The following is a 21,488-nucleotide window of genomic DNA, read 5'->3' as shown; positions in this document are numbered from 1 at the left end:
TATGAAGCTTACAATTGTCTGAATCCGCCTGTATTGGCACGAACTTTGACTTCTGCGTATTTTTTAGCGTCGCTTTCTTTAGATAAAAGCGTTCCGATGAGTCCTCCGATAAAGCCCAATGGAATGGAAACAATCGCCGGATTGGTCAACGGGAAGATTGGATTGCCGGTTATAATGGCCGCTCCCGCTTCCGGATTCATCACACTTGGGCTGATTGACACCAGAACCAAGGCAGAAATCAAACCCGTAAAGATAGCCGAAACCGCTCCAGTTGTATTGAACTTCTTCCAGAAAATCGTGTAGACGATTACCGGCAAGTTTGCACTCGCGGCAATACAGAACGCCAAGGACACGAGAAAGGCAACGTTCAAGCTTTGAGCAAAAATAGCCAATGTGATGGATAGAACTGCTACACCAACTGATGCGTAGCGGGCAGCCAGCATTTGCTGGCGCTCTGTCGCTTTTCCTTTTTTGATGATTTGGCCATAGATGTCATGGGCAAATGCAGAGGCTCCTGATAATACCAGACCGGCCACAACCGCTAAGATGGTTGCAAAGGCCACTGCGGAAATGAACGACATCAGAATGTCGCCGCCCAATGCCTGGGCAAGCAGCGGCGCCGCCATATTTCCGGCCGGGTTCGTGCTGATGATGGTTTCAGACCCAACAAATGCTGCTGCTCCAAATCCAAGGAAGATGGTCATGACGTAGAAAATCCCGACAATCCAGGTAGCCCACATAACAGAACTTCTCGCAGTTTTAGCATCTCTAACAGTGAAGAAACGCATCAAGATGTGCGGAAGGCCTGCCGTACCAAGCACTAATGCAAGCATTAAGGAAATCGTATCCAGTGGAATTTTGTATTTTACCCCTGGGTTTAAGAAAGCTTCGCCATGCGGCGTTGCTGTTTTTACTTGTGCGAACATTTCCAGGATGCTGAAGTCAAAACGCTGCAGCACAAGGAAGGACAAGATAACTGTACCGACCATCAATAGCACGGCTTTGATGATTTGAACCCAGCTGGTTGCTGTCATACCGCCGAACAGTACGTAGATGGTCATCATAATTCCGACAAGCAGGACCGCCCATAAATAATCGATTCCAAACAGCAATTGAATAAGCGCGCCTGCGCCTACAAGCTGGGCGATCATATAGAAAATAACGATTGTGATGGAACTTAACGCTGCCGCACCGCGGACTTTTTTCGCGTTAAAGCGGGCATTGATCATATCCGCCAATGTAAATTTCCCGAGGTTCCGGAGAGGTTCTGCAACTACGAACAACACTACCAAATAAGCGACTAGGTAACCGATCGAGAATAGGAAGCCGTCAAATCCGAATAGCGCTATCGAACCGGCGATTCCTAAGAACGAAGCCGCAGACAGATAATCCCCCGCAATGGCCATTCCGTTTTGCCAGCCCGTCAAACCGCCGCCCGCCGTGTAAAAATCACTCGTCGTATTCGTCCGCTTCGCCGCAAAATAAGTGATGACAAGGGTCATGGCTACGATGACTAAAAAGATAATAATTACTGTAGCATTCATCGATTTTCCTCCTTGTCGTAATTGAATTCGACTAATGTTTCCCGGGCCATTTCATCAAATTTCGCCGCCCGCTTCATGTAAACGGTTACAAGGATCCAGGTCATCGCAAAAAGTCCGAACGCAAATACCCAAACCCAGGAGATGTCCCCAATAAACGTCGCGTCCAATAAATTCGTATACGAAATAATGACATTAAACAGTAGATACAACCCTAAAAATAAGACCGTCGTCGGAACCAAAAAAGCTTTTTTCCTGCGCATTAACTCTCTAAATCCTGCTGATTCTTCAATTGCCTGAAAGTCTGGAATATGCCCTTCCGGTCTTTCTTCCCTAACAGCATGCTGCCGCTCATTCCCATTTGGATGGGCAATGGTTTTTTCACTGCCAGCTATCGTCTTCGCCAAATTCAACACCCCTTTGAATTTATATTTTTCTGAATCTAAAAATAATTAAAACACTTAAGTGGGGGTGCGTCAATAAAGGATATCCATAAAGTGGCATAAAGTCCTGTTTTTCGGACATTCTTTTTCGCAAAAAGAACCTTTATCTCTTTTCGCCAGAGATAAAGGTTCTTGATTGTTATCAATTAGAATTTTGTCCAGTTACCAGAGTCCAAGCACTTTCCACCAGAGACCACCGGCACCGAACCAGACGATAATGTGAATGATTGAAATGATAAACCCAAGCATCCACCATTTCTGCTGGCTGACATAGCCGCTTCCAAAAAAGACCGGTGCCGGACCGGCGCCGTAATGCGTCAAACAGCTGAACAAGTTTGAGAAAAATGCTAGAATCAAGGCAGACAGCAGCGGCGGCGCACCTGAAGCGACGATGACCGATAAAAACGCCGCATACATTGCACTGACATGCGCAGTATTGCTGGCAAAAAAGTAATGTGAATAAAAATAAACAATCGCAAGGATTACCAAGGTTAATGTCCAGGACAATTGGCCGACGGCATTCCCCATCAGCTCGCTGAACCACGGAATCATGCCTAGTTCATTCAAATACGTGGCCATCATGACCAGAACCGCAAACCATACGAGCGTATCCCAGGCACCTTGTTCTTTCTTAATATCGGACCACGTCAAAACTCCGCTGAGCAGCAGCACACAAAGCCCGATAAAAGCACTCGTCGTCGCATCGACGCCAAAATTCCCGCCAAAAATCCAAAGGGCCAAAAGAAGTACGAATACCCCGATCATATAGCGCTCTTCTTTTTTCAACGGACCCATTTCCTTCAATTTCTCCGTCGCAATCGAAGAGGCTTCCGGGGTTTCCTTCAATTCGGGCGGATACAGTTTATAAATCACAAAAGGTATAAGGGCCAGACTAATCAACCCGGGTACGAGTGCCGCAAGCGCCCAACCGCCCCAAGTAATGGTCTCACCGGTGATTTCCTGGGTAATCTGAACAGCCAGCGGGTTCGCTGCCATTGCCGTCACAAACATGGCAGAGGTAATCATGTCTCCTTGAAAAGAGACTTTGACCAAAAAAGCTCCGACGCGCCGCTTTGTCCCGTCTCCTACTCTCGATCCGTATGTTTCTGAAAGCGAACGGATAATCGGAAAAATGATTCCGCCAGCTCGTGCTGTATTGGAGGGCATTGCCGGGGCCAGTATCAAGTCACTCAGCAGCATCGAATAAGACAGCCCCAGCGTTTTTTTGCCGAACAACCGGACAAAAATATACGAAATCCGTGTTCCTAACCCGGTTTTGATAAATCCCCGGGAAATGAAAAAAGCAATAACAATCAGCCAGATGGTCGTATTTTGAAATCCGCTTAACGACTGTTCCAAGGTCAGGATGTTGGTTAACACGATAAGGGTCAGTGCAAGGATTGCCGTGCTTCCCATAGGCACCGGTTTAATCACCAATGCCACAATCGTCGCCACAAAAATACTGAACAAATGCCACGCGTCCGTCGCCAGTCCAGAAGGTGCAGGGATGAACCATAAAACCAAACCCAAGGCGACACAAAGCAACAGCGATTTCCAATTTACTTCTCCCTGTTTTTCAGCAGCCATTCTTCTCCTCCTTTCCGGAAGCATCCCCTGCCTTTAGCAGAGCTTCATTCGTTTTCCCATTCTCCAGAGCGGTTGAATGAATTCATCAGCTCGACCATGCGCTCAAAATTATTTAAGGCATCCAAGGCCAGAAGCCCGTTTCCTTCCGCAGATTTCGGATAGCCGATCGGTACGGTCCGACGCACCAGCTGAGCGTACAGTTCCGCTTCCGTCAGCTTTCTTGCAAACTCTTTTTCCGCTATATTTTTCACCAAAGCCAAAGCTCCCGTTACGTGAGGCGTTGCCATCGAAGTTCCTGACAATGTGGCGTATTTGCCGCCAGGATACGTCGAGTAAATGCGGACTCCCGGTGCCACCAGATCAATTTCGTCATTGGTATTGCTAAACGGTGCCAATTTTCGGTTAAAATCGACTGCCCCTACTTGAATGACTTCTGGGTAAGCTCCGGGATACGCCGTCTCATCAGTGGACGGACTGTCATCGCCTTCATTGCCTGCTGCACAAACGACAGGTATCCCGGCATCCACTGCCCGTTTCACCGCAGCCTGCAGTTCCGGCACATCCTCCGGTCCTCCAAGCGACATCGAGATTACACTTGTCTTTTCTCCATTTGGGCCTTGCCAATCAATTGCGTAATGGATGCCCTCGATGATGCCGGCGTAATCGCCGCTGCCTTCGCCGTTCAATACTTTCAGAATCAACAAATTGGCGGAAGGCGCCACTCCGGCAATGCCGCCTTCTGGACGTAATGATGCGGCAGCCGTTCCTGCTACGTGGGTGCCATGTCCATTGTTGTCGTCAAAGTTTTTTGGATCACTGCCAAAATCCGGCGTGAAATTTTTGCCATCGATAATCCGGTCTTTCAAATCCGGGTGATCCACTTGGCAGCCCGTATCCAAAATGGCCAGGACATTGCCGCTTCCGTGCTCTGCTTCTTCCCAGACAGCCGGTGCCTGAATCATTTCTACTCCCGGTGGAATTTGTACTGCTGCGGCAGTAATTTCTTCAAGCCGATAAGGAATTAAATGGACATTATTCATCATTAGTCCCCCTTTTAAAAAGTCGCTTTTGTGATTAGATTGCCCCTTTTCGATTGTTCGGAAACATTAATCGAAAAGCTCGCAATTTTGCTGGGGAAGTGGCACGATATTGTCTAATCCTATTTAGACGGCTGCGACGTTAAACATGGCTGGAAAACTAGCACTCATTATAAGGAGGAAATCAGATGGAGAAAAAGTGGATGATTTATGGCGCTAGTGGTTACACAGGTGAATTGATTGCACGTGAAGCAGTAAAGCGCGGATTGAAGCCGGTTCTTGCCGGACGGAATGCCCAGAAGCTTGAACCCTTAGCCGCTGAACTGAATCTTCAGATGCGCAGCTTTCCAATAGATGAGAAAACCGCAACGCATCTTTCAGACATGGATGCCGTGCTGCACTGCGCCGGTCCCTTCAGCAAAACGAGCGCTTTGATGATTGAAGCTTGCCTTTCTGCCAAAGCCCACTACATGGATATCACTGGAGAAATCCCTGTTTTCGTGCATACCCATTCCCAGCATGAACGGGCAAAAGAGGCGGGCGTGGTCCTTTGCTCAGGTGTCGGATTCGATGTCATTCCGACGGATTGCACGGCTCTGAAACTTAAAGAACTGATGCCGGACGCCACTCATTTGGCACTCGGGTTTGAATCGGATTCCGGCATTTCCAGAGGAACCTATAAAACCATGATCCAAGGGCTTGGCACTGGCAGCGCGGAACGGCAGGACAGTAAACTGGTGTCCGTGCCCATTGGCAGCCAGCGCCGGACCATTGATTTTGGACGCGGCAAGCGAACGGCAATGGGAATTCCTTGGGGCGATGTGGCAACTGCGTACTATACCACTGAAATTCCGAACATTACCACTTGGATTCCGTTTCCAAAACCGCTCGCTGCTGGCACCGGATTAATGAATGCTTTGCAGCCGCTGCTGGCTTCTCCCCGCGTGCAAGATACGCTGGCAAATTGGGTGGAAAAACGCGTAAGCGGACCCGACGAAACGCTCCGCTCCAACTCACCCGCTTATATTTGGGGAGAAGCCAAGAATGACGCAGGAATCGTCAAAGTTGTCCGTATTCAAACGGCCAATGTATACAATTTAACGGTTTACGGAGCTCTTGCTTCTGTCAGCGGAGTGCTAACCGGCAATTTTGCAGGAGGCAGCTACACGCCTTCCCAGTTATTCGGTTCTGAATTCCTTGAAACTCTGCCGGGGTCCGGAAAATTTGAAGCCGATACTTTCTATCCCGCTCTTTAAAACAAAAAAAGCTGTCCTCTATGGACAGCTCAGCTCTTCATCAATTGCATGCGTTTGTTGAATAAGGTCGGATACGATAAAAATCCGAGCAGAATACTGGTGACTGCAGCGGTTGTCAGTAACAGGAACATAATCAGCAACTGAAATTGCACCGCCTGGATCGGGTCTGCCCCTGCGATGATCTGTCCACTCATCATGCCGGGCAATTGGACAAGCCCCACTGTTTTCTGGCTTTCGATGGTCGGGATCATGCTGGCTTTGATCGACTGGATCAATTGCCGATGGATGGCCTGTTTCGGGGTTCCGCCCAGCGATAAGATCAATTCGGTCTGGTCCTGATGCGTTTCCACTTCCGCAGTAAACCGGTTAAGGAACAAGATGGACAATACCATTGAGTTGCCGATGACCATCCCGCTGATCGGGATAATGTACTGCGCAGTCGGCGGAGTGATATCGAAGCCAATCAAAATGCTTTGGGTCAAGACTTCTACAAACACTAAGGTTGCGGCAACTTTGGCGACAATCCCTTGAATAGCGGCTCCTTTTTTCTGTGCATTATGCGTCGCAGCGACGATCATCAGTGTGACCATCAGGAAGATGTAGATCAGGCTATCCGATTCAAAGACGAATTTCAGCACATAACCGACGGCAAGCAGTTGGATAATGGAGCGGATTGTAGCGACCAGCGTGTCTTTTTCCAGGCCCAGGTTGAAAGTTTTTGATAAAACCAGTGGAATCAATACAAAAATCAAGGTTAAGGACAAAGTAAAATAACTCATCCGGCTTTCCCCCTTACGAACCGTTTGACTTTGTCATTCGCCGGATTGACCAGCAATTCGCTTTTACCGGTTTCAATCACTTCACCGGCCATCATGACCCACGTATAGTCGCCGATCTCCATGGCTTGCTGCAGGTTGTGGGTGATCCAAATAATCGTTGTGCCATATTTCCGGTTGATTTTTATAATCAGCTCTTCTATTTCCTTTAAGGAAGTCTGGTCCAGTGAGGAGGTAATTTCATCCAGCAGCAGCACTTCGGGTTTGTTGACCAATGTACGGGCAATCGAAACTTTCTGGCGCTGCCCGCCCGACAGGTCTTTTACATTCCGGCTGATCAATTGCTCTTCCAGCCCGACGTCATGCAGCCATGCCAATGCGTCTTGTTCCGGCAGCTTTTTGCCCTGCAGCTCTAACGGCAAATTTAAATTATCATAAACTGTACCGCTGATCATCGGGGCACTTTGCAAGGCCATGCCGACAAGGCGGCGAAGCTCGACAGGTTCAATATTGTCAATCGGCTTGTCTTTTACATAAATTTCTCCTGTATCCACTGACAGTAAGCCGTTGCATAATTTCAACAGTGTAGTCTTCCCTGCTCCGGAAGGTCCCACTAATGTGGTGATTTTGCCTTCCGGAAAAGATCCAGTAATCTCTTTTAATATCTGTGTATCGCCTGCAGAATAATTCACATGATTAAAATGCACTGCAGGTTTATATTGAATGGACACTCGTTTCACTTCCTTTTAAAAAGAAAACAGCACACAGTCAGCCGTGTGCTGTCTTCAACTAATCAGTTTTCCAATCTGCGTTCTGCGAAATCGTCGTTCATTTTCAAGAAATATTCTCCGCCCTCTTCAATATGGGCCATTCGTGCAATAATGTCGCGGAACATTTTCTCTTCTTCCATTTGTTCTTCGATAAACCAATCCAGGAATGATAAAGTGGAATGTTCCTGCAGCTCATCTGCAAGTGTAACCAATGCATAGATATTGCTTGTTACATCTTTTTCCTGAGCCAGCGAACTTTGCATAACATCCATAGCATTCACATAGTCGTTTTTAGGTTCCCCGAGCGCCTGAAGCACCGGTTTTTCGTCCATCGTCACGAGGTAGTCGTAAAACTTCATCGCATGCTGATGCTCTTCACGCGATTGGATTAAATAGAAATTGGCGAAGCCATGATACCCTTTTTTCGAAAAGTACGCCGCCATTGCCGTATAGGAATGGGAAGCCTGTAACTCGTTATTGAATTGGTCATTTAATGCCATCGTCAGTTTTTGTGGTAACATGAAAAATCCCTCCACTTTCTTATTTAGAATCATTCTAATGTAGATACTATACCATACCCTAAATTCTATTGCAAAACACATGAGAAAATAATTTTTAATTGAGAATGAAAATCAAATAAATACTTAATTATAATTTTGTAATTGATAATAATTATTATCTAGAGAATAAATGACTGAAAGCCGCTTAACTTCCGAGTCAATTACTTACTATTAGTAACTAATTGTAGTATAATAACTTCATGATTTAAATAGACTTTTCAAACAGGGGGAATTACAATGACACCAATCAAACTTGAACCGAAAGTGTTCGAAGTGCTGAAAGATAAAATCGACTTGATCCAAATGGGCGATGAAGCAATATATGTAGTCGGCCCCATCCGGCTGCCAGTGAATTTATATGGAGAAACCGTTGTGTTCCAGTGGTATTGCTGGTTAAAGCAAGATGAAGTGACGAGCGATTACGAAACCATCATTGAAAAGCTGTCTTCTGCTAATTTGGCTGAATACCAGCAATCAAGCGTATTGGTTTATGGAGATTTCGAAAACAGCGAAGACGCGTTGATCCGCATGCATTCGATTTGCCATACAGGCGATATTTTCGGCAGCAAACGCTGTGACTGCGGATTCCAATTAAAGCAGTCGATGCAGCAAATCGCCGACCACGGATCAGGCGCTTTGTTCTATTTGGCGAACCATGAAGGGCGCGGCATCGGTTTGTTCAGCAAAGCCATGGCGTATGTGCTTCAGGAAAACGGCTATGATACGGTCGAAGCCAATGAAAGCCTCGGCTTTGTCGACGATTCCCGCAATTACGATGATGCAATTGCCGTATTGAAATCGCTGCGCACTAAACCAGTGACGTTAATGACAAACAATCCAAAAAAGATTTCGGCATTGGAAAATTCAGACCTTGAAATTGCCGGCCGCATTTCGTTATGGGGCGACGAGTCGGAATACAATGCCAAGTATTTGCAGACCAAAATCGATCGCTCCGGCCACTTGGAAGACGAGGGGGATGCTGTTCATGTCAAACCATGAATTTTATATGGACTTGGCATTAACTAATGCGAAGACAATGAAAGGCCAGACGGACCCCAATCCGCTTGTCGGTTCCGTCATTGTCAATGACAACCGCATTGTCGGCATCGGCGCCCACTTGAAAGCCGGCGAGCCCCATGCTGAAATCCATGCGCTCCGGATGGCCGGGGAAGCGGCACGCGGCGGAACCATTTATGTTACGCTCGAGCCATGTTCCCATCATGGCCGCACCGGTCCGTGCGCACTGGCTATTATTGAAGCAGGCCTGAAAAAAGTGGTGATTGCCACCCTTGACCCCAATCCGATTGTTGCCGGAAACGGCGTCAAGATGCTGGAAGAAGCCGGCATCGAAGTCCTTGTCGGCATTCGGGAAGAAGAATCCCGAAAGATGAATGAGGTCTTTAATAAATTTATTGTGACTCAAAAGCCATTTGTCATCTTGAAAGCCGCTTCTACTTTAGACGGTAAAATTGCTTCGCATACATTGGACAGCAAATGGATCACTTCAGAAGATGCACGCCGGGATGTCCACGTGCTGCGCAGTGAAAACCGGGCCATTTTAGTGGGGGTTGGTACAGTGATTGCGGATGATCCGGAATTGACTTCGCGGATTCCAAACGGGCGCCATCCGCTCCGCATTGTCTTGGATTCCAAGCTGCGGATTCCATTGGATGCCAAAGTCGTAACGGATAATTTGGCCGAAACCTGGATTTTCACCAGCAAACAGTACGACCCTGAAAAACGCGCCCGCCTCGAAGCATTAGGCGTTACCGTTATTGAGACCAGCGGAGAGCAGCGCACCGATATTCCGGACGTCGTCCGCATCCTAGGAGAGAAATCCATCTCTTCCCTGTTTATTGAAGGCGGCGGAACCATTAATTCCGCATTTCTGGAAAACGGTTTAATCGATAAAGTGGTGTTGTATTTTGCGCCGAAATTAATTGGGGGCAAAGACGCACCGACTTTCCTTGAAGGTTCCGGTTTTGAGCTGATGAAACAAGCGGTGGAACTGGAAGACGGAGAATTTTTGAAAATCGGGAAAGACTTCAGGTTTACTGGGTATCCCGTAAAAAAGGAGTTTAACGATGAGATTTGGATTTGATATTGACGATACTTTGATCAATTTGCGCGAATATGCTTTTGAGCTGTACCAGAGAAAACTTGGGCGTGAAGTGGCCATCGACCTGTTCCATGCCCTGGACCGTGTAGAAATCCATGAACTGTTCGGCATGAGCGACAAGGAAGGTTCTGACATGTGGAACAGTGTGTTGGAGGAACTGTACTACACTGATTGCCCTACTTATCCAGGAGCCGTCGAACTTCTCCAGCAGCTGGACCGGGAAGGCCATGAAATTTTCTACATAACAGCCCGTCCGGCGAAACACGGTGAGAATACGAAAGCCTGGCTGAAACAACAAGGATTCCCGGTGCACGACGACCGGTTTTACTGCGGCATGAAAGATGCCGAAAAGGTCCACATCATCGAAGACCTGCAGCTCGATTACTATTTTGACGACAAACCGGCAGTGGTCGATACTTTGTCTCATGGGTCGTTGAAAGTAATGGTGAAAGACCAGTCCTATAATCGCCATGTGGAATTGCCGCGCATTAAGCAATGGGCCGATTTACAGGAACTAATCCAGAAGGAACTTAAATAATTCCGTTAAACCGGCCAGCAAATGGGCCGGTTTTTTTGTGGCATATAAAAAGTGATCCCCGGCTGCAGGAATCACTTTTCTTCACTTAAACTTTGTCTTCATCATTCAAGCCACTGTCGCCAAATGCATCGTCCAGCGTATCGAATCTCGAAATCCGTACCACTTTGCCGTTCTTAATCTCCATAAACGTGAACACGGTCACTTGGCCGTTTTGGTCTTTCCATGTGCCTTCTTGTTCAAAAACCACTTTATCGCCTTTTGCATAGCGGGTGACAGTAGTTAAGCGAATGCCGGATCCCTCTGCCCACTGCTTTAATGTATCATGCCCGACGGCTGAACCTCTAGGGCCCATCAATTCGATATTGTGGTCTGAAAGTTCCAGCATGCCTTCAATATCTTTCGCATTGACTTTATCCACCCATACATCTGCAACGTTAATGGTTTCTGTCATGTTCATTCGCTCCCTTCATAAGGCAATTTTTCAAAAACGACCAATGCCAGTGTAGCAAGAGGGCCCATTAAAAGAGACAATAAAAACCAGTTGAGCCCGCTTCGATTTTTCCCCTGTGCAATGCCTGCATTAATCAATGCCAGTGTCCCCCAACCGATTGCGTAATCGTTCTCCATTAAGCAACCCCCTTTTTTCTAAATTTTAACACAAAAGAAGACAAGCGATGGGCTTGTCTTCTTCAGTAGTTGGAATTTTTTAATTTTTTAAAAGTTGTCACGAATTGGCCAGGGTCTTCATACACTTTATAAGTTATCACTCCACGGTGCGTATGCAGATACAATAAGTTTGCTTCTTCGGAAAATGATTTATAGGAAATATCCCAAACATTCGCCAAATGATACTTCGCGGTAGGCGCCACCAAAGTATCTTCATAGAGGTGCAAGTGATATTCCAAGTGCACCAGTTTCATCTCACCCGCTTCGATTGAACGCTCCGTGTCAATGTAAGTGATGGAAGATAGTGAGTTTGCATGGTCCACGGCCATTCGCCTCCTGACTTGCGATTGAGTCAAGTTTACCTTATCCGCATTCCAACAAGCAAAAGTTCCGTCCTCAATCGGCTCGGAAAGCCGGCCTGTTTTAGTGCTCTCCATCTGTACCCTTCAACTGGGCTTTCCCTTCAATCCTCCGCATCGAAGTATTCATTCGTTAAATCACCGTTTACCCCGATAGCCGCTGCGCTTCCTTCTCCTGCTGCAATGACTACTTGGGCCGGCACAATCAAAGAAGCGTCTCCAGCAGCATAGACATTCCAGACATTCGTGCGCCCGTATTCGTCGGTTTTGATGCCGCCGTATTCATTTTCTTCACAGCCCAGCTCTTTCCCGAAATGGGCATTGTGGCTCCATAGGGGCGTCACGAAGCCTCCCACCCGGTCAATGAGCGTGCCGTCTTCAAGCCTGACGCTGCGTAATTGTCCGTTATCGCCTTCCAGCCCGTCGATGACTTCTTCCCGAACTCCGATGCCTTTGGCAACCAGCCGGTCCCGGTCTTTCAGTTCCAGCCGGCCTTCGCCGTTCGTAAAAACGATCAAATCCTTGCTCCACGTATAGACTTTTTTTGCCAACTCAAAGACACTTTTATCGGCAATTACGGCCAATGGCTGATCGCGCAATTCCCAGCCATCACAATAAGGGCAACTGAACAAAGACGTTCCGTAATACTTTTCGATGTCGGGAATATTGGGCTGTTGTTCCCGCAATCCTGTTGCCAGGATAATTTTGATGCTGTGATAGGTTTTGCCTTCTTCGGTAGTGATTTCGTAATGAGTATCTGAAACGCGGTTGATTGACATGACCCGTTCTTGTTTTATTTCAACCGAATCGTATTTTGCAATATCCTTGTGTGCCAGGCGCTTAAATTCTTCCGGTTTGATCCCGTCGCGGGTAATAAATCCGTGAGATTCTCTGGTCACCAGATTGCGCCCGCTGTCATCATCAAAAAGAATCACGTTTCTTCTTGAGCGTCCAAGTACCAAAGCAGCATTTAATCCAGCAGGGCCTCCGCCGACAATCACACAGTCGTAGCGCATATGAACTCCATCCTTTGTTTAGTAGGTTTTTCCCTAAACCTTCCCCCTTGGCAGCTTTGATAAACGCTTTTCACTGCATCCCGCAAGGAATTTCCCCAAATAAAAAGCTGCTTCCCATAAGGAAGCAGCTCCATCTTATACTTGTTTTGCCAATAATCCTGTTAACACCTTAATAAAGAATTCATTTTCTTCCGGCGTTCCGACGGTAACGCGGATATAATCCGGCAGTCCCCATGTTTTTCCGTAGCGCACAATTACGCCGTTCGCCATCAATGCTTTGTAGACTTCTTCGCCTTCCGCCCCTATTTGGACAAGCACAAAATTCGCCATGCTTTCGATGTAGTTTAAACCGAGGTCCGTGAACGCGGCATAAAGCTGCTCACGCCCTGCTTTGTTGGCTTCTTGTGAAGCGCGCACATGCTCCTGATCGGAAATTGCGGCAACAGCTGCAGCTTGCGCCAAAGCATTGACGTTAAACGGTTCTTTCACTTTCAAAATCGATTGGATGATCGCTTCTGGTGCAATTCCGAAACCTACACGAATGCCGGCGATGCCATAAATTTTTGAGAAAGTTTGAAGAACAAGAACCGGATGCCCAGCGTTTACAAACTCAATGCCATTTGTGTACTCCGGTGCATCTGCAAAATGGCTGTATGCGCCGTCAATGACGACCAGCACATCGGAAACCGCATTCAACAGCTTTTCGATGTCCGTTTTGGAAATGACGGTGCCAGTCGGATTGTTCGGTGTGCAAATATAAATGATTTTTGTTTTTTCCGTAACTGCTGCAATAATGGCCTCCACATCAAACTGGAAGTTTTCGGCAAATGGCACTGGCACGACAGAAGCCCCCATGATGTGGGCACCGAAATCGTATTCGCTGAAAGAAGGAGAAGGCACGATGATTTCATCGCCTTGTTCCAAAAATGCTTCCGATACAAGCGTGATCAATTCATCTGCACCGTTTGTCGCAATCACTTGCTGCGGCGTTACTCCGTAAGCAGCAGAGATTGATTGTTTCATCGCCGTAGTATCTGCATCCGGGTAGCGGTTTAGCTCAGATAAGCTCGCCTGGATGGCTGCTACCGCTTTTGGAGAAGGGCCAAGCGGGTTTTCGTTTGAAGCCAATTTAATCACGCGCTCCAGACCCAATTCTTTTTGCACTTCCCATATCGGCTTGCCCGGAGAATAAGGCTGGATTGAATTCAAAGTTTTGCGCGGCTGAATGTTTTTATTATTTCGCATAGTAGTCCCTCCAACAGGTTTGTTTCAATTGCTCGAATTTTTATTTAAATACACTTTTAACTATACCAGTCATCCTTTAAATCGGCACCCTAAAATGCTAAAGCGACTTTTCTTTTCCCGAGTCATTCGTTTTTTTTCTCCTGAATCAGTGCTTTCGCTTGCCGCGGGCGCCGGTTTACGAGGTAAATGCTTAAAATGATCAGGACAAGTCCAATTGCCAGCGTCGCTGTGACGGGTTCATCCAAAAATACGGTCCCCGTCAATACTGCGACCAGCGGCACGAGAAAAGTAAAAGCCGCCACTTTACTCGCTTCGCCTTTATTCATCAGAAAAAAATAAATTACAAAAGCAATCGGTACGCCAAAAGTGGCGCCGAACAAGAGGCCTGCCCAGTAAGGCAAGTTCCAGGTGATATCGGACCAGCTTTCAACTACACTGCCCCCCGCCAACAGCACTGCTCCTCCAATGATGAATTGCAAAGCCACCATCCACATGGAATCCACCTGCCGGCCCACTTTCTTTACATAAATAACGCCCAGCGCCCAACTAAGCGCTGCCAGAAGCGCCATGACGATTCCTATTATGGAAATGTCGCCGGTCAAGCTATCCGCACTGATAACCAAAATTCCAAGAAACCCTGTAAGCAATCCGGCTATTTTAAAAGCAGTCATCTTTTCTCCAAGCCACATCCAGGCAAAAATCCCGATCAGCACTGGCTGAAAATAAACCACAACGGAAAACAAGCCGCCCGGCAAATATTCAAGCCCGGCCGTTTGCAAGCCGTAAAACAACACTGCATTTAACAAAGCGGAAATCATATAAGCTTTCCAATTTTCCCGCCAGCGGATTTTGCGCCACGCAGGCAGCAGCACAAGTGCCAGCAGCAGGCCGCCAAAGAAAGAGCGGGTGCCGGCAAACAAAATCGGCGGCGTGTATTCAAGTGCCAGCTTGTAAATGGACCAGCTGACTCCCCATATGATGACCAACAGGGCCAACAATCCGGTCGCCCGGGTAAAGTACTTGCTCATTTCTCTATCTCCTTCAGCAGCTCTTATTCTGAATATCGTTCCATTATACAGAATTGTGCTATTATTTAAACGAGGAACCGCAACTATTTGTATCCCATCTGCAAATATGTTTAACTGTAACGAGACTAACCAAAGAGGAGTTTACACATGATTAAAAAAATGAAATACGCTGCGGTACCGCTTTTATTGGCATTGGCACTTGGTGCTTGTTCAGATAGCGATGATGCTGCGCCAAAAGAAGAAACCACAAAAGAAGAAACAGCAGCTTCGACTGAACAACCAGCAGAGCAGGAGTCAAAACTGAAACTGCCCGCTGAAAAAGATGTAGTGGTCGTTGTTAACGATGAAAAAGTGTTGGGCAACGTCTATAACAGTGTGGCCCGCCAGCTGGAATCTTCTCTTGCGACGCAAGGAAAAGACACTGCAGAAGCTGAGAATGCCGATTTGATCAAAGAACAAGCCATCACTGTAATTGTCGGCAACAAGCTGATTTTGCAGGACGCAGAAAAAAAAGGCTATAGCGCAGAAGATGCGGCAGTTGAAGAACGCCTTGAAGAATTGAAAGGCCAGTTTGAAGACGAAAAAGCGATGAACGCAGCTTTGAAAGAAAACGGCTATACCCTGGACGATATGGAAAGCCAGCTCCGTGAACAAATTACTTATGAAAACTACGTCGCCAAGGAAGTGAAGGCTGCTGAAGTGACGGATAAAGAAGTACAAGAAGCGTATGACGGCTTTGCTGAGACCGCTGGAGAAGAAGCTCCCGCTTTTGAAGAAATGGAACCAACCATCCGCCAGTCTCTTGAACAGCAAAATACACAAAAAGCGGTTTACGACCGCATTGAGGAATTAAAAGAAACAGCAAAAATCGACGTAAAAATTTAAAAAAATCCTGGCTCAATTCAATTTGAGCCGGGATTTTTACTAGCATTCTTATAATTTGTCTTTGCAAAAAGCCAATACTTCCGCTTCTTCGTCTTCTTCCAACCCAAACTCCAAAACTTCGCGGGACATTTTGTCAGCAAAATTATAATGGGCAATCCGTGCGCCATCTTCCTCTACTGCTAAAATAACACGCAGCTCCAAACCGCCTTCTGTAAACAGCTCATCATCTTCTTCCACTTCTACATCCAGCAGAAATTCGTAGCGTTCGCCCAAGATGATGCCGGTTGGGTCTTTTAACTGATTAAAACCAAAATTTGTAATCTCCATTTATACACCTCCGTCTTTCCATTTTAGCCTGTTAACTAGGTTTTTGATAGCTTCGTCTCGAAATCCACGGACGTTTAACGTGCCAAGCAACGGGAATAATAACTAAATGGTAAACTTTAAAGGAGTGGAACTTACATGAATGTATTAGTTATTGGCGCAAACGGGCAAGTCGGACGCCGGGTTGTCCAGGAACTGGCAGCATCACAGCATGATGCGGTAGCCATGGTCCGCAAAGAAGAACAAGTCGATCATTTAAAAGAACTCGGAGCTGCAAAAGTGGTGCTGGGAGATTTGGAAAAAGACTTCAGCCAAGCGTTTGAAGATGTGGATGCGGTGATTTTCGCTGCCGGTTCCGGCGGTTCAACTGGCCCCGATAAAACCTTGACGATTGATTTGTGGGGTTCTGTAAAAGCTGCAAGATATGCCGAAGACAAAGGCGTAAAACGCTTTGTCCAACTGAGCTCTATGGGTACGCCTGACCCTGACGAAGGCGGCGAAAAAATGAAGCCTTACCTCGTTGCCAAAAGAGTAGCAGACGATATCTTGCAAACGACCAATCTCGATTACACCATTATCCGGCCAGGTGCTTTATCCAACGAAGACAAATCCGGCAAAATCGAAGTTTCTTCCGAAGGCTTCACTTCCATAGAAGGCCGTTCGATTCCAAGAGCCGATGTGGCTGCGGTGTTGGTGAAAGCCTTGGATCAGCCGAACACGCATCACAAAATTTTTGAAGTGCTCCAAGGAGACACTCCGCTCGAAGAAGAGCTGAATAATTTATAATTTCCTGGCAGCCGTTTACATGAAGAGCGAATAGATTTTCGCTCTTTTTTGTGTTACGATAGGCATTACGATAATAGAGGACGTGATAAGCATGATTAATATCCAACCACCGAAAGCTGATATCACCATTACACAGCGCAAACAGGAAATCACAGGCGACGAAGCGGTCATTAAACCATTGTACGGCTTTATCGATTTGCATGAAATCCCGCGCGACAAAGGCGGCATCATCCAATTTTTCAACCACAGCGGCGAATTGCTGTTTGTCGGCAAAGCCCGCAAATTGCGCCAGCGCGTGAAAAAACATTTCGAAGACAACATATCGCCTTTGAAAAACCATCGCGAAGAAGTTTACCGCATCACCGTTTCAATTGTAGAAGATCCAATGGAGCGTGAAATTTACGAAACCTATTTGATCAATGCCCATAAAGCGAAATACAATGTCGACAAAGTGTTTTACAAAGACCAGGAATAGTTAAAAAAGACGCCGCTTTGGCGTCTTTTTTTATTTCTTTTCTTATAAGCGTTTCTCAAAAAAGTGTTTAGTATGCCCTTTAGGATGGTCTTCCAATAAGCCAAACTCACGGAATCCTTGCTTCTTGTAAAAACCGGGCGCCTGAAAGCTGAAGGTTTCAACAACCAGCAGGCTGTAGTTTTGGTTTCTTGAGTACTCTTCCATTTGCTGCATCAATCGTTCCGCAATCCGCTGGCCCCGGGCTTTAGGATCCACCCATAAAAAATCGATGTGCATATGCCCCCAGTAAGCGGTGCCTGTAATGCCGCCAATGATTTCCCCGTTCTCATCGCGGGCAATAAAGCTGATTCCTTCTTTCGGTGATTTCTGTTCTTCCGGCAAGCTTGCCGTATTGTGTTGAATGACTTTGTTGCGGATAAACTCACGGTCTTCTTGAACTTCTTGTTTAATAATATTCATATAATTCCTCCTACCCCCGATTATCGTCTGCAGCTTTTTAGCTTTGGGCTGCCTCTTTTCGATTGTACTGCATTCTTATGTTTTAATGCGCTAGTCAAAAGGGAATAGGTAAGTAATTAACTAGGTTTTTTGGAGGAGAAAATATGACGTCTTATGCAAAAGAAGCGCCGTTTGCCTGGTGCAGAAGCGAATACGATACACTTCAGTCGGTCTTGGTATGCCCACCGCATTACATGGAAATCAAAGAAGTGATCAATGATGTACAAAAGCGCTATCAAAAAGAAAACATCGATACAGAAAAAGCAACTCAGCAACATAAACAATTTGTAAAAGCGCTTCAGGAAAATGGAGTGGCTGTAGAGCTGCTCCAACCGTCTGAGCAGTTTCCTGAACAGGTCTTTACCCGGGACATCGGTTTTACAGTAGACGATACCGTCTTTATCGGAGAAATGGCCTCGTCCATCCGGCAAGGCGAAGAAGCAGAACTGGAAAAATGGCTGAAAAGCCAGCAAATCAACTTTGAATCGCTCGGATGCAACCGCATGGAAGGCGGAGATGTCATTATTGACCATGACACCTTGTATGTCGGCATCAGCAGCCGCACATCCAAAACCGCTATTCATGAACTGCAGGATAAACTTCCGCGCTTTAACGTCGTCCCTGTTTCATTTGATGAAAAATACTTGCATCTTGATTGTGTGTTTAATATCCTATCGCCCACAGAAGCCCTCATCTTCCCGGAAGCATTGGATGCAGAAACGATAAAAATGCTGGCCAAGCGATACACGCTTCTAAAAGTGAATGCTGAGGAGCAATTTGCACTTGGCACCAACGTACTGTCTATTGGGAATCGGCGAGTCTTCAGCCAGCCTCAAAACAAGAAAGTCAATCACCTGCTGAAAAAGCATAATTTCAATGTGATTGAAGTGGACTTTTCCGAAATCATTAAATCCGGCGGCGCGTTCCGCTGCTGCACGATGCCGCTCGTCAGAAAATAGCAAAGCGATGCAGAAACAGGCGCAATAGTATTACCCCCCATTATTAAAAGCAAGGTGCTGCCCAATAAGTTCATTATTTGACTTATTGGGCAGCCCCTTTTTCTTTTGATTTTACCGAACGGCAGCCTTCCGCTTGATTTCAGCAAAGAAATTCCCCAGTAATTTAGCGCCATCAGGGGTGCCGATTGATTCGGGATGGAATTGCAAGCCATACACCGGATAATCGCGGTGTTTGATGGCCATGACGGTATCGTCATCCATTGCCGCAGCATGGACTTCAAAACACAGCGGCATAGTATCTGCCTGTACCGCCAGCGAATGGTAGCGCATGACCGGGACCGGATTCGGCAAGCCGGCAAAAATGCCTTGCTGTTCATGGGCCACCAGTGAAACTTTGCCGTGCCGGATAATTGGTGCCTGAGAAATTTCCCCGCCAAAAGCAGCGCCAATCAATTGGTGGCCCAGGCAAATCCCGAGAATGGGAATGCTTTGGTAAACTTGGCGGATCAACCGCAGCGATTCCGGCAAGGCCTCCGGATGGCCTGGGCCTGGCGATAAGATAATGGCTTGCGGTTTTTTCGCAAGTATCTCGTCAATCGTTAATGCACCGTAGCGTACGACTTCCACGTCTTCTCCCAGTTCTGCTGCAGCTTGGTAAATATTGTACGTAAAAGAATCATAATGATCGATTAAGAGAATCATCCGAACACCTCCGTCAATGAACGCGCTTTGTGCAAGGTTTCTTCAAATTCTGCCTGCGGATCGGAATCATAGACGATGCCTGCCCCCGCTTGCACATGGACCTGCTGGTCTTTGACAACAAAGGTCCGAATCGCAAGGGCCACATCCAGATTTCCATTAAAGCCGAAATAACCGACAGCTCCGCCGTAGACGCCCCGCCGCTCTTCTTCAAATTGCTGAATCAGCTGCATTGCGCGGACTTTCGGCGCCCCGGATACTGTTCCGGCCGGAAGACAAGATACCAGTGCATCCAGCGGGTGCATTCGGCGGTTCAACTCACCCGTCACTTCCGAAACCAAGTGCATCACATGCTGATATCGCTCGATGACCATGTATTTCGGAATCTTCACCGAACCAATGGCAGCTACACGGCCTACATCATTGCGGCTGAGGTCAACCAGCATTTGGTGTTCTGCCCGTTCTTTTTCATCGTTCGCTAGTTCTTCGGCAAGAAAGGCGTCTTCTTTTTCCGTATGCCCCCGCTTTCTTGTTCCTGCAATTGGGTTGGTCACCATATGGCCATTCCGAATCGTCAATAAACTTTCAGGCGATGCTCCGACAACCGCATACTTATCAAAGTCGATGAAAAATTGGTAAGGCGACGGGTTTTCCTTGCGCAGTTTGCGGTATAGCTGAAAAGCTTCTCCTTGGTAAGCAGCCGATAAGCGCTGCGATAACACCAATTGAAACACATCTCCATTCCGGATATGCGTTTTTGCCTGCTCTACCTGTGCCCGAAATTTTGCTGCGGTAGTTTTGGAAGTGAATTCAAGCGGCGGCTGTTTCTTCTGTTCAATAGTTGGTTCCGATACGCTAAGCTGTGCTTCCACTTCATCCAGTTTGTCTTCAAACGAGATAATGGTGATGTCATTTTTCACATGGTCAAAAACGACGATGGTCTCGTACAAATGCAAATGAAGGTCTGGCATCTCCAAGCTGTTCACCCGCGCTGCTTCAACCGGTTCGTAAGCGCCAATCGCATCGTAGCCAATGTAGCCGAGAGCCCCGCCGGTAAACGGCAATTCCGCTGCTTTTGCTTCAAAAACCGGCAAAAGGGATTTTAAAAGCTCTAATGGCTTTCCGCTATAAATTTCTTCAACGCCGGTTCTGAAATCTATCTCTTTCAATGAATTTCCATTTCCAATATAGGATTTCGAAGGATCCGCTCCGATAAATGAATAACGGCCAGTCACACCCGTTTTCAGCGAACTTTCCAATAAACACTTCCGTTTGCCTTGCAGCCGGTTGAATACGACAATCGGCGTCAGTGAATCTCCATCAATTTTTCTCAACTTCATCTCAGCTCATCTCCCTCGATTTTTAGAAAAGCGGAAGCGGCCATTCAGGTTCGACAGGCATAAGACGGACCAGCGAAGTGGCGCTCTTTGCCGCACAGCTGGGTTGGCTTATGACCCGAGAACCTGGCCGCTGCAGCTAGACATTTAGAAAAGCGGAAGCGGCCGTTCAGGTTCGACAGGCATAAGACGGACCAGCGAAGTGGCGCTCTTTGCCGCACAGCTGGGTTGGCTTATGACTCGAGAACCTGGCCGCTGCAGCTAGACATTTAGAAAAGCGGAAGCGCCTGTGCAGCCCCGACAGGCTTAAGGCAGAACACGCCGGAAATCCTGATTTCCAGAGTGGGCTGACTTAAGACCCCGAGGGGCTAGGCGCTGCAGCTAGACACTTAGAAAAGCGGAAGCGGCCACATTACCGCTTCAACCACACACCTGCAACCAATAAAAAAAGCCCTCTGCAAGGAACAGGAATCTCCCTTGCAGAGGACGGTTTGACCGCGGTGCCACCTCTTGTTAAAGCTGAAAAAGCTTTCACTCGATCCCCAGTAACGCGGGGAAAACGGACTCCTCTACTGTAATTCAAG

General features: G+C 47.1%; 25 protein-coding genes and 1 other annotated feature (1 of these 26 cut by a window edge). Of the genes, 8 read left to right on the top strand and 17 right to left on the bottom strand.

What is annotated here, in order from left to right:
* Positions 1 to 8: 8 nt before the first annotated feature.
* From QWY22_RS01415 to QWY22_RS01400, 4 genes are all read right to left on the bottom strand, one after another.
* Positions 9 to 1,544, bottom strand: a complete 1,536-nt coding sequence (locus QWY22_RS01415; protein ID WP_300982598.1) for a solute symporter family protein — start codon at positions 1,542 to 1,544, stop codon at positions 9 to 11.
* The gene (locus tag QWY22_RS01410; protein ID WP_367281290.1) at positions 1,541 to 1,948 is read right to left on the bottom strand and encodes a DUF485 domain-containing protein; all 408 of its coding nucleotides are present in this window, start codon (positions 1,946 to 1,948) and stop codon (positions 1,541 to 1,543) included. The genes QWY22_RS01415 and QWY22_RS01410 overlap by 4 nt, the downstream gene beginning before the upstream one ends.
* Before the next feature lie 198 nt (positions 1,949 to 2,146).
* Positions 2,147 to 3,571 carry an anion permease gene (locus QWY22_RS01405; RefSeq protein WP_300982597.1) on the bottom strand — a complete coding sequence of 475 codons (1,425 nt, stop codon included), beginning with the start codon at positions 3,569 to 3,571 and terminating at the stop codon, positions 2,147 to 2,149.
* A gap of 44 nt (positions 3,572 to 3,615) precedes the next feature.
* Positions 3,616 to 4,611 (bottom strand): S8 family peptidase, encoded by a 996-nt coding sequence (locus QWY22_RS01400; protein WP_300982596.1) that lies wholly within the window; start codon positions 4,609 to 4,611, stop codon positions 3,616 to 3,618.
* 185 nt (positions 4,612 to 4,796) lie between these two features.
* Between QWY22_RS01400 and QWY22_RS01395 the strand changes: the two genes are divergently transcribed.
* On the top strand, positions 4,797 to 5,864 hold the full coding sequence (locus QWY22_RS01395; protein WP_300982595.1) for a saccharopine dehydrogenase family protein: 1,068 nt from the start codon (positions 4,797 to 4,799) through the stop codon (positions 5,862 to 5,864).
* A gap of 29 nt (positions 5,865 to 5,893) precedes the next feature.
* Here QWY22_RS01395 and QWY22_RS01390 read toward each other — a convergent pair whose 3' ends face one another.
* From QWY22_RS01390 to QWY22_RS01380, 3 genes are all read right to left on the bottom strand, one after another.
* Positions 5,894 to 6,643 carry an ABC transporter permease gene (locus QWY22_RS01390; protein ID WP_300982594.1) on the bottom strand — a complete coding sequence of 250 codons (750 nt, stop codon included), beginning with the start codon at positions 6,641 to 6,643 and terminating at the stop codon, positions 5,894 to 5,896.
* Positions 6,640 to 7,371 carry an ABC transporter ATP-binding protein gene (locus QWY22_RS01385; RefSeq protein ID WP_300982593.1) on the bottom strand — a complete coding sequence of 244 codons (732 nt, stop codon included), beginning with the start codon at positions 7,369 to 7,371 and terminating at the stop codon, positions 6,640 to 6,642. The genes QWY22_RS01390 and QWY22_RS01385 overlap by 4 nt, the downstream gene beginning before the upstream one ends.
* A 62-nt stretch (positions 7,372 to 7,433) precedes the next feature.
* Positions 7,434 to 7,931: a ferritin gene (locus tag QWY22_RS01380; protein WP_300982592.1), complete on the bottom strand. Its 498-nt coding sequence runs from the start codon at positions 7,929 to 7,931 to the stop codon at positions 7,434 to 7,436.
* A 276-nt stretch (positions 7,932 to 8,207) separates the two neighbouring features.
* On the opposite strand from QWY22_RS01380, the gene QWY22_RS01375 reads away from it, so the two are divergent.
* Genes QWY22_RS01375 through QWY22_RS01365 form a run of 3 tightly spaced genes read left to right on the top strand, consistent with a single transcriptional unit; the run spans position 8,208 to position 10,627 of the window.
* Complete coding sequence (locus tag QWY22_RS01375) at positions 8,208 to 8,969, top strand: GTP cyclohydrolase II (protein WP_300982591.1); 762 nt, start codon at positions 8,208 to 8,210, stop codon at positions 8,967 to 8,969.
* The gene (gene ribD, locus QWY22_RS01370) at positions 8,956 to 10,071 is read left to right on the top strand and encodes a bifunctional diaminohydroxyphosphoribosylaminopyrimidine deaminase/5-amino-6-(5-phosphoribosylamino)uracil reductase RibD (protein ID WP_300982590.1); all 1,116 of its coding nucleotides are present in this window, start codon (positions 8,956 to 8,958) and stop codon (positions 10,069 to 10,071) included. The genes QWY22_RS01375 and ribD overlap by 14 nt, the downstream gene beginning before the upstream one ends.
* Entirely contained in the window at positions 10,055 to 10,627 is a 573-nt protein-coding gene (locus QWY22_RS01365; protein WP_300982589.1) for a 5' nucleotidase, NT5C type, read from the top strand. The genes ribD and QWY22_RS01365 overlap by 17 nt, the downstream gene beginning before the upstream one ends.
* A gap of 85 nt (positions 10,628 to 10,712) precedes the next feature.
* Here the strand turns inward: QWY22_RS01365 and QWY22_RS01360 are convergent, their stop codons facing one another.
* The 6 genes from QWY22_RS01360 to QWY22_RS01335 form a co-directional block, all read right to left on the bottom strand.
* Positions 10,713 to 11,078 carry a nuclear transport factor 2 family protein gene (locus tag QWY22_RS01360; RefSeq protein WP_300982588.1) on the bottom strand — a complete coding sequence of 122 codons (366 nt, stop codon included), beginning with the start codon at positions 11,076 to 11,078 and terminating at the stop codon, positions 10,713 to 10,715.
* Between the two features lie 2 nt (positions 11,079 to 11,080).
* Entirely contained in the window at positions 11,081 to 11,254 is a 174-nt protein-coding gene (locus QWY22_RS01355; RefSeq protein WP_300982587.1) for a hypothetical protein, read from the bottom strand.
* Positions 11,255 to 11,316: 62 nt separating this feature from the next.
* Positions 11,317 to 11,622, bottom strand: coding sequence for a hypothetical protein (locus QWY22_RS01350; RefSeq protein WP_300982586.1), 306 nt, complete (start codon positions 11,620 to 11,622; stop codon positions 11,317 to 11,319).
* Between the two features lie 134 nt (positions 11,623 to 11,756).
* The gene (locus QWY22_RS01345; RefSeq protein WP_300982585.1) at positions 11,757 to 12,668 is read right to left on the bottom strand and encodes an NAD(P)/FAD-dependent oxidoreductase; all 912 of its coding nucleotides are present in this window, start codon (positions 12,666 to 12,668) and stop codon (positions 11,757 to 11,759) included.
* A gap of 135 nt (positions 12,669 to 12,803) precedes the next feature.
* Positions 12,804 to 13,913, bottom strand: a complete 1,110-nt coding sequence (hisC, locus tag QWY22_RS01340) for a histidinol-phosphate transaminase (protein WP_300982584.1) — start codon at positions 13,911 to 13,913, stop codon at positions 12,804 to 12,806.
* 122 nt (positions 13,914 to 14,035) lie between these two features.
* Positions 14,036 to 14,941: a DMT family transporter gene (locus tag QWY22_RS01335; protein WP_300982583.1), complete on the bottom strand. Its 906-nt coding sequence runs from the start codon at positions 14,939 to 14,941 to the stop codon at positions 14,036 to 14,038.
* A gap of 147 nt (positions 14,942 to 15,088) precedes the next feature.
* Here QWY22_RS01335 and QWY22_RS01330 point away from each other — a divergent pair, with 147 nt between their 5' ends.
* Positions 15,089 to 15,826 (top strand): SurA N-terminal domain-containing protein, encoded by a 738-nt coding sequence (locus QWY22_RS01330; RefSeq protein WP_300982582.1) that lies wholly within the window; start codon positions 15,089 to 15,091, stop codon positions 15,824 to 15,826.
* Between the two features lie 48 nt (positions 15,827 to 15,874).
* Here QWY22_RS01330 and QWY22_RS01325 read toward each other — a convergent pair whose 3' ends face one another.
* Positions 15,875 to 16,153, bottom strand: a complete 279-nt coding sequence (locus QWY22_RS01325; protein WP_300982581.1) for a DUF6509 family protein — start codon at positions 16,151 to 16,153, stop codon at positions 15,875 to 15,877.
* 135 nt (positions 16,154 to 16,288) lie between these two features.
* On the opposite strand from QWY22_RS01325, the gene QWY22_RS01320 reads away from it, so the two are divergent.
* On the top strand, positions 16,289 to 16,936 hold the full coding sequence (locus QWY22_RS01320; RefSeq protein WP_300982580.1) for an SDR family oxidoreductase: 648 nt from the start codon (positions 16,289 to 16,291) through the stop codon (positions 16,934 to 16,936).
* 91 nt (positions 16,937 to 17,027) lie between these two features.
* Positions 17,028 to 17,411: a nucleotide excision repair endonuclease gene (locus QWY22_RS01315; RefSeq protein WP_436836769.1), complete on the top strand. Its 384-nt coding sequence runs from the start codon at positions 17,028 to 17,030 to the stop codon at positions 17,409 to 17,411.
* Positions 17,412 to 17,453: 42 nt separating this feature from the next.
* Here the strand turns inward: QWY22_RS01315 and QWY22_RS01310 are convergent, their stop codons facing one another.
* On the bottom strand, positions 17,454 to 17,870 hold the full coding sequence (locus tag QWY22_RS01310; protein WP_300982579.1) for a GNAT family N-acetyltransferase: 417 nt from the start codon (positions 17,868 to 17,870) through the stop codon (positions 17,454 to 17,456).
* Between the two features lie 143 nt (positions 17,871 to 18,013).
* Between QWY22_RS01310 and QWY22_RS01305 the strand changes: the two genes are divergently transcribed.
* On the top strand, positions 18,014 to 18,868 hold the full coding sequence (locus QWY22_RS01305; RefSeq protein WP_300982578.1) for a dimethylarginine dimethylaminohydrolase family protein: 855 nt from the start codon (positions 18,014 to 18,016) through the stop codon (positions 18,866 to 18,868).
* Positions 18,869 to 18,979: 111 nt separating this feature from the next.
* Here QWY22_RS01305 and QWY22_RS01300 read toward each other — a convergent pair whose 3' ends face one another.
* Both QWY22_RS01300 and trpE read right to left on the bottom strand, forming a co-directional pair.
* On the bottom strand, positions 18,980 to 19,570 hold the full coding sequence (locus tag QWY22_RS01300; RefSeq protein WP_300982577.1) for an anthranilate synthase component II: 591 nt from the start codon (positions 19,568 to 19,570) through the stop codon (positions 18,980 to 18,982).
* Positions 19,567 to 20,907, bottom strand: a complete 1,341-nt coding sequence (gene trpE / locus QWY22_RS01295) for an anthranilate synthase component I (RefSeq protein WP_300982576.1) — start codon at positions 20,905 to 20,907, stop codon at positions 19,567 to 19,569. The genes QWY22_RS01300 and trpE overlap by 4 nt, the downstream gene beginning before the upstream one ends.
* 476 nt (positions 20,908 to 21,383) lie before the next feature.
* Positions 21,384 to 21,488, bottom strand: a binding site (T-box leader) (it continues 107 nt past the right edge of the window).

This window comes from Planococcus liqunii (assembly GCF_030413595.1).
In the GTDB taxonomy this organism is placed as follows: domain Bacteria; phylum Bacillota; class Bacilli; order Bacillales_A; family Planococcaceae; genus Planococcus; species Planococcus liqunii.
Note: the sequence above shows the minus strand (reverse complement) of the source record. Positions and strands in the feature narration are given on the sequence as shown.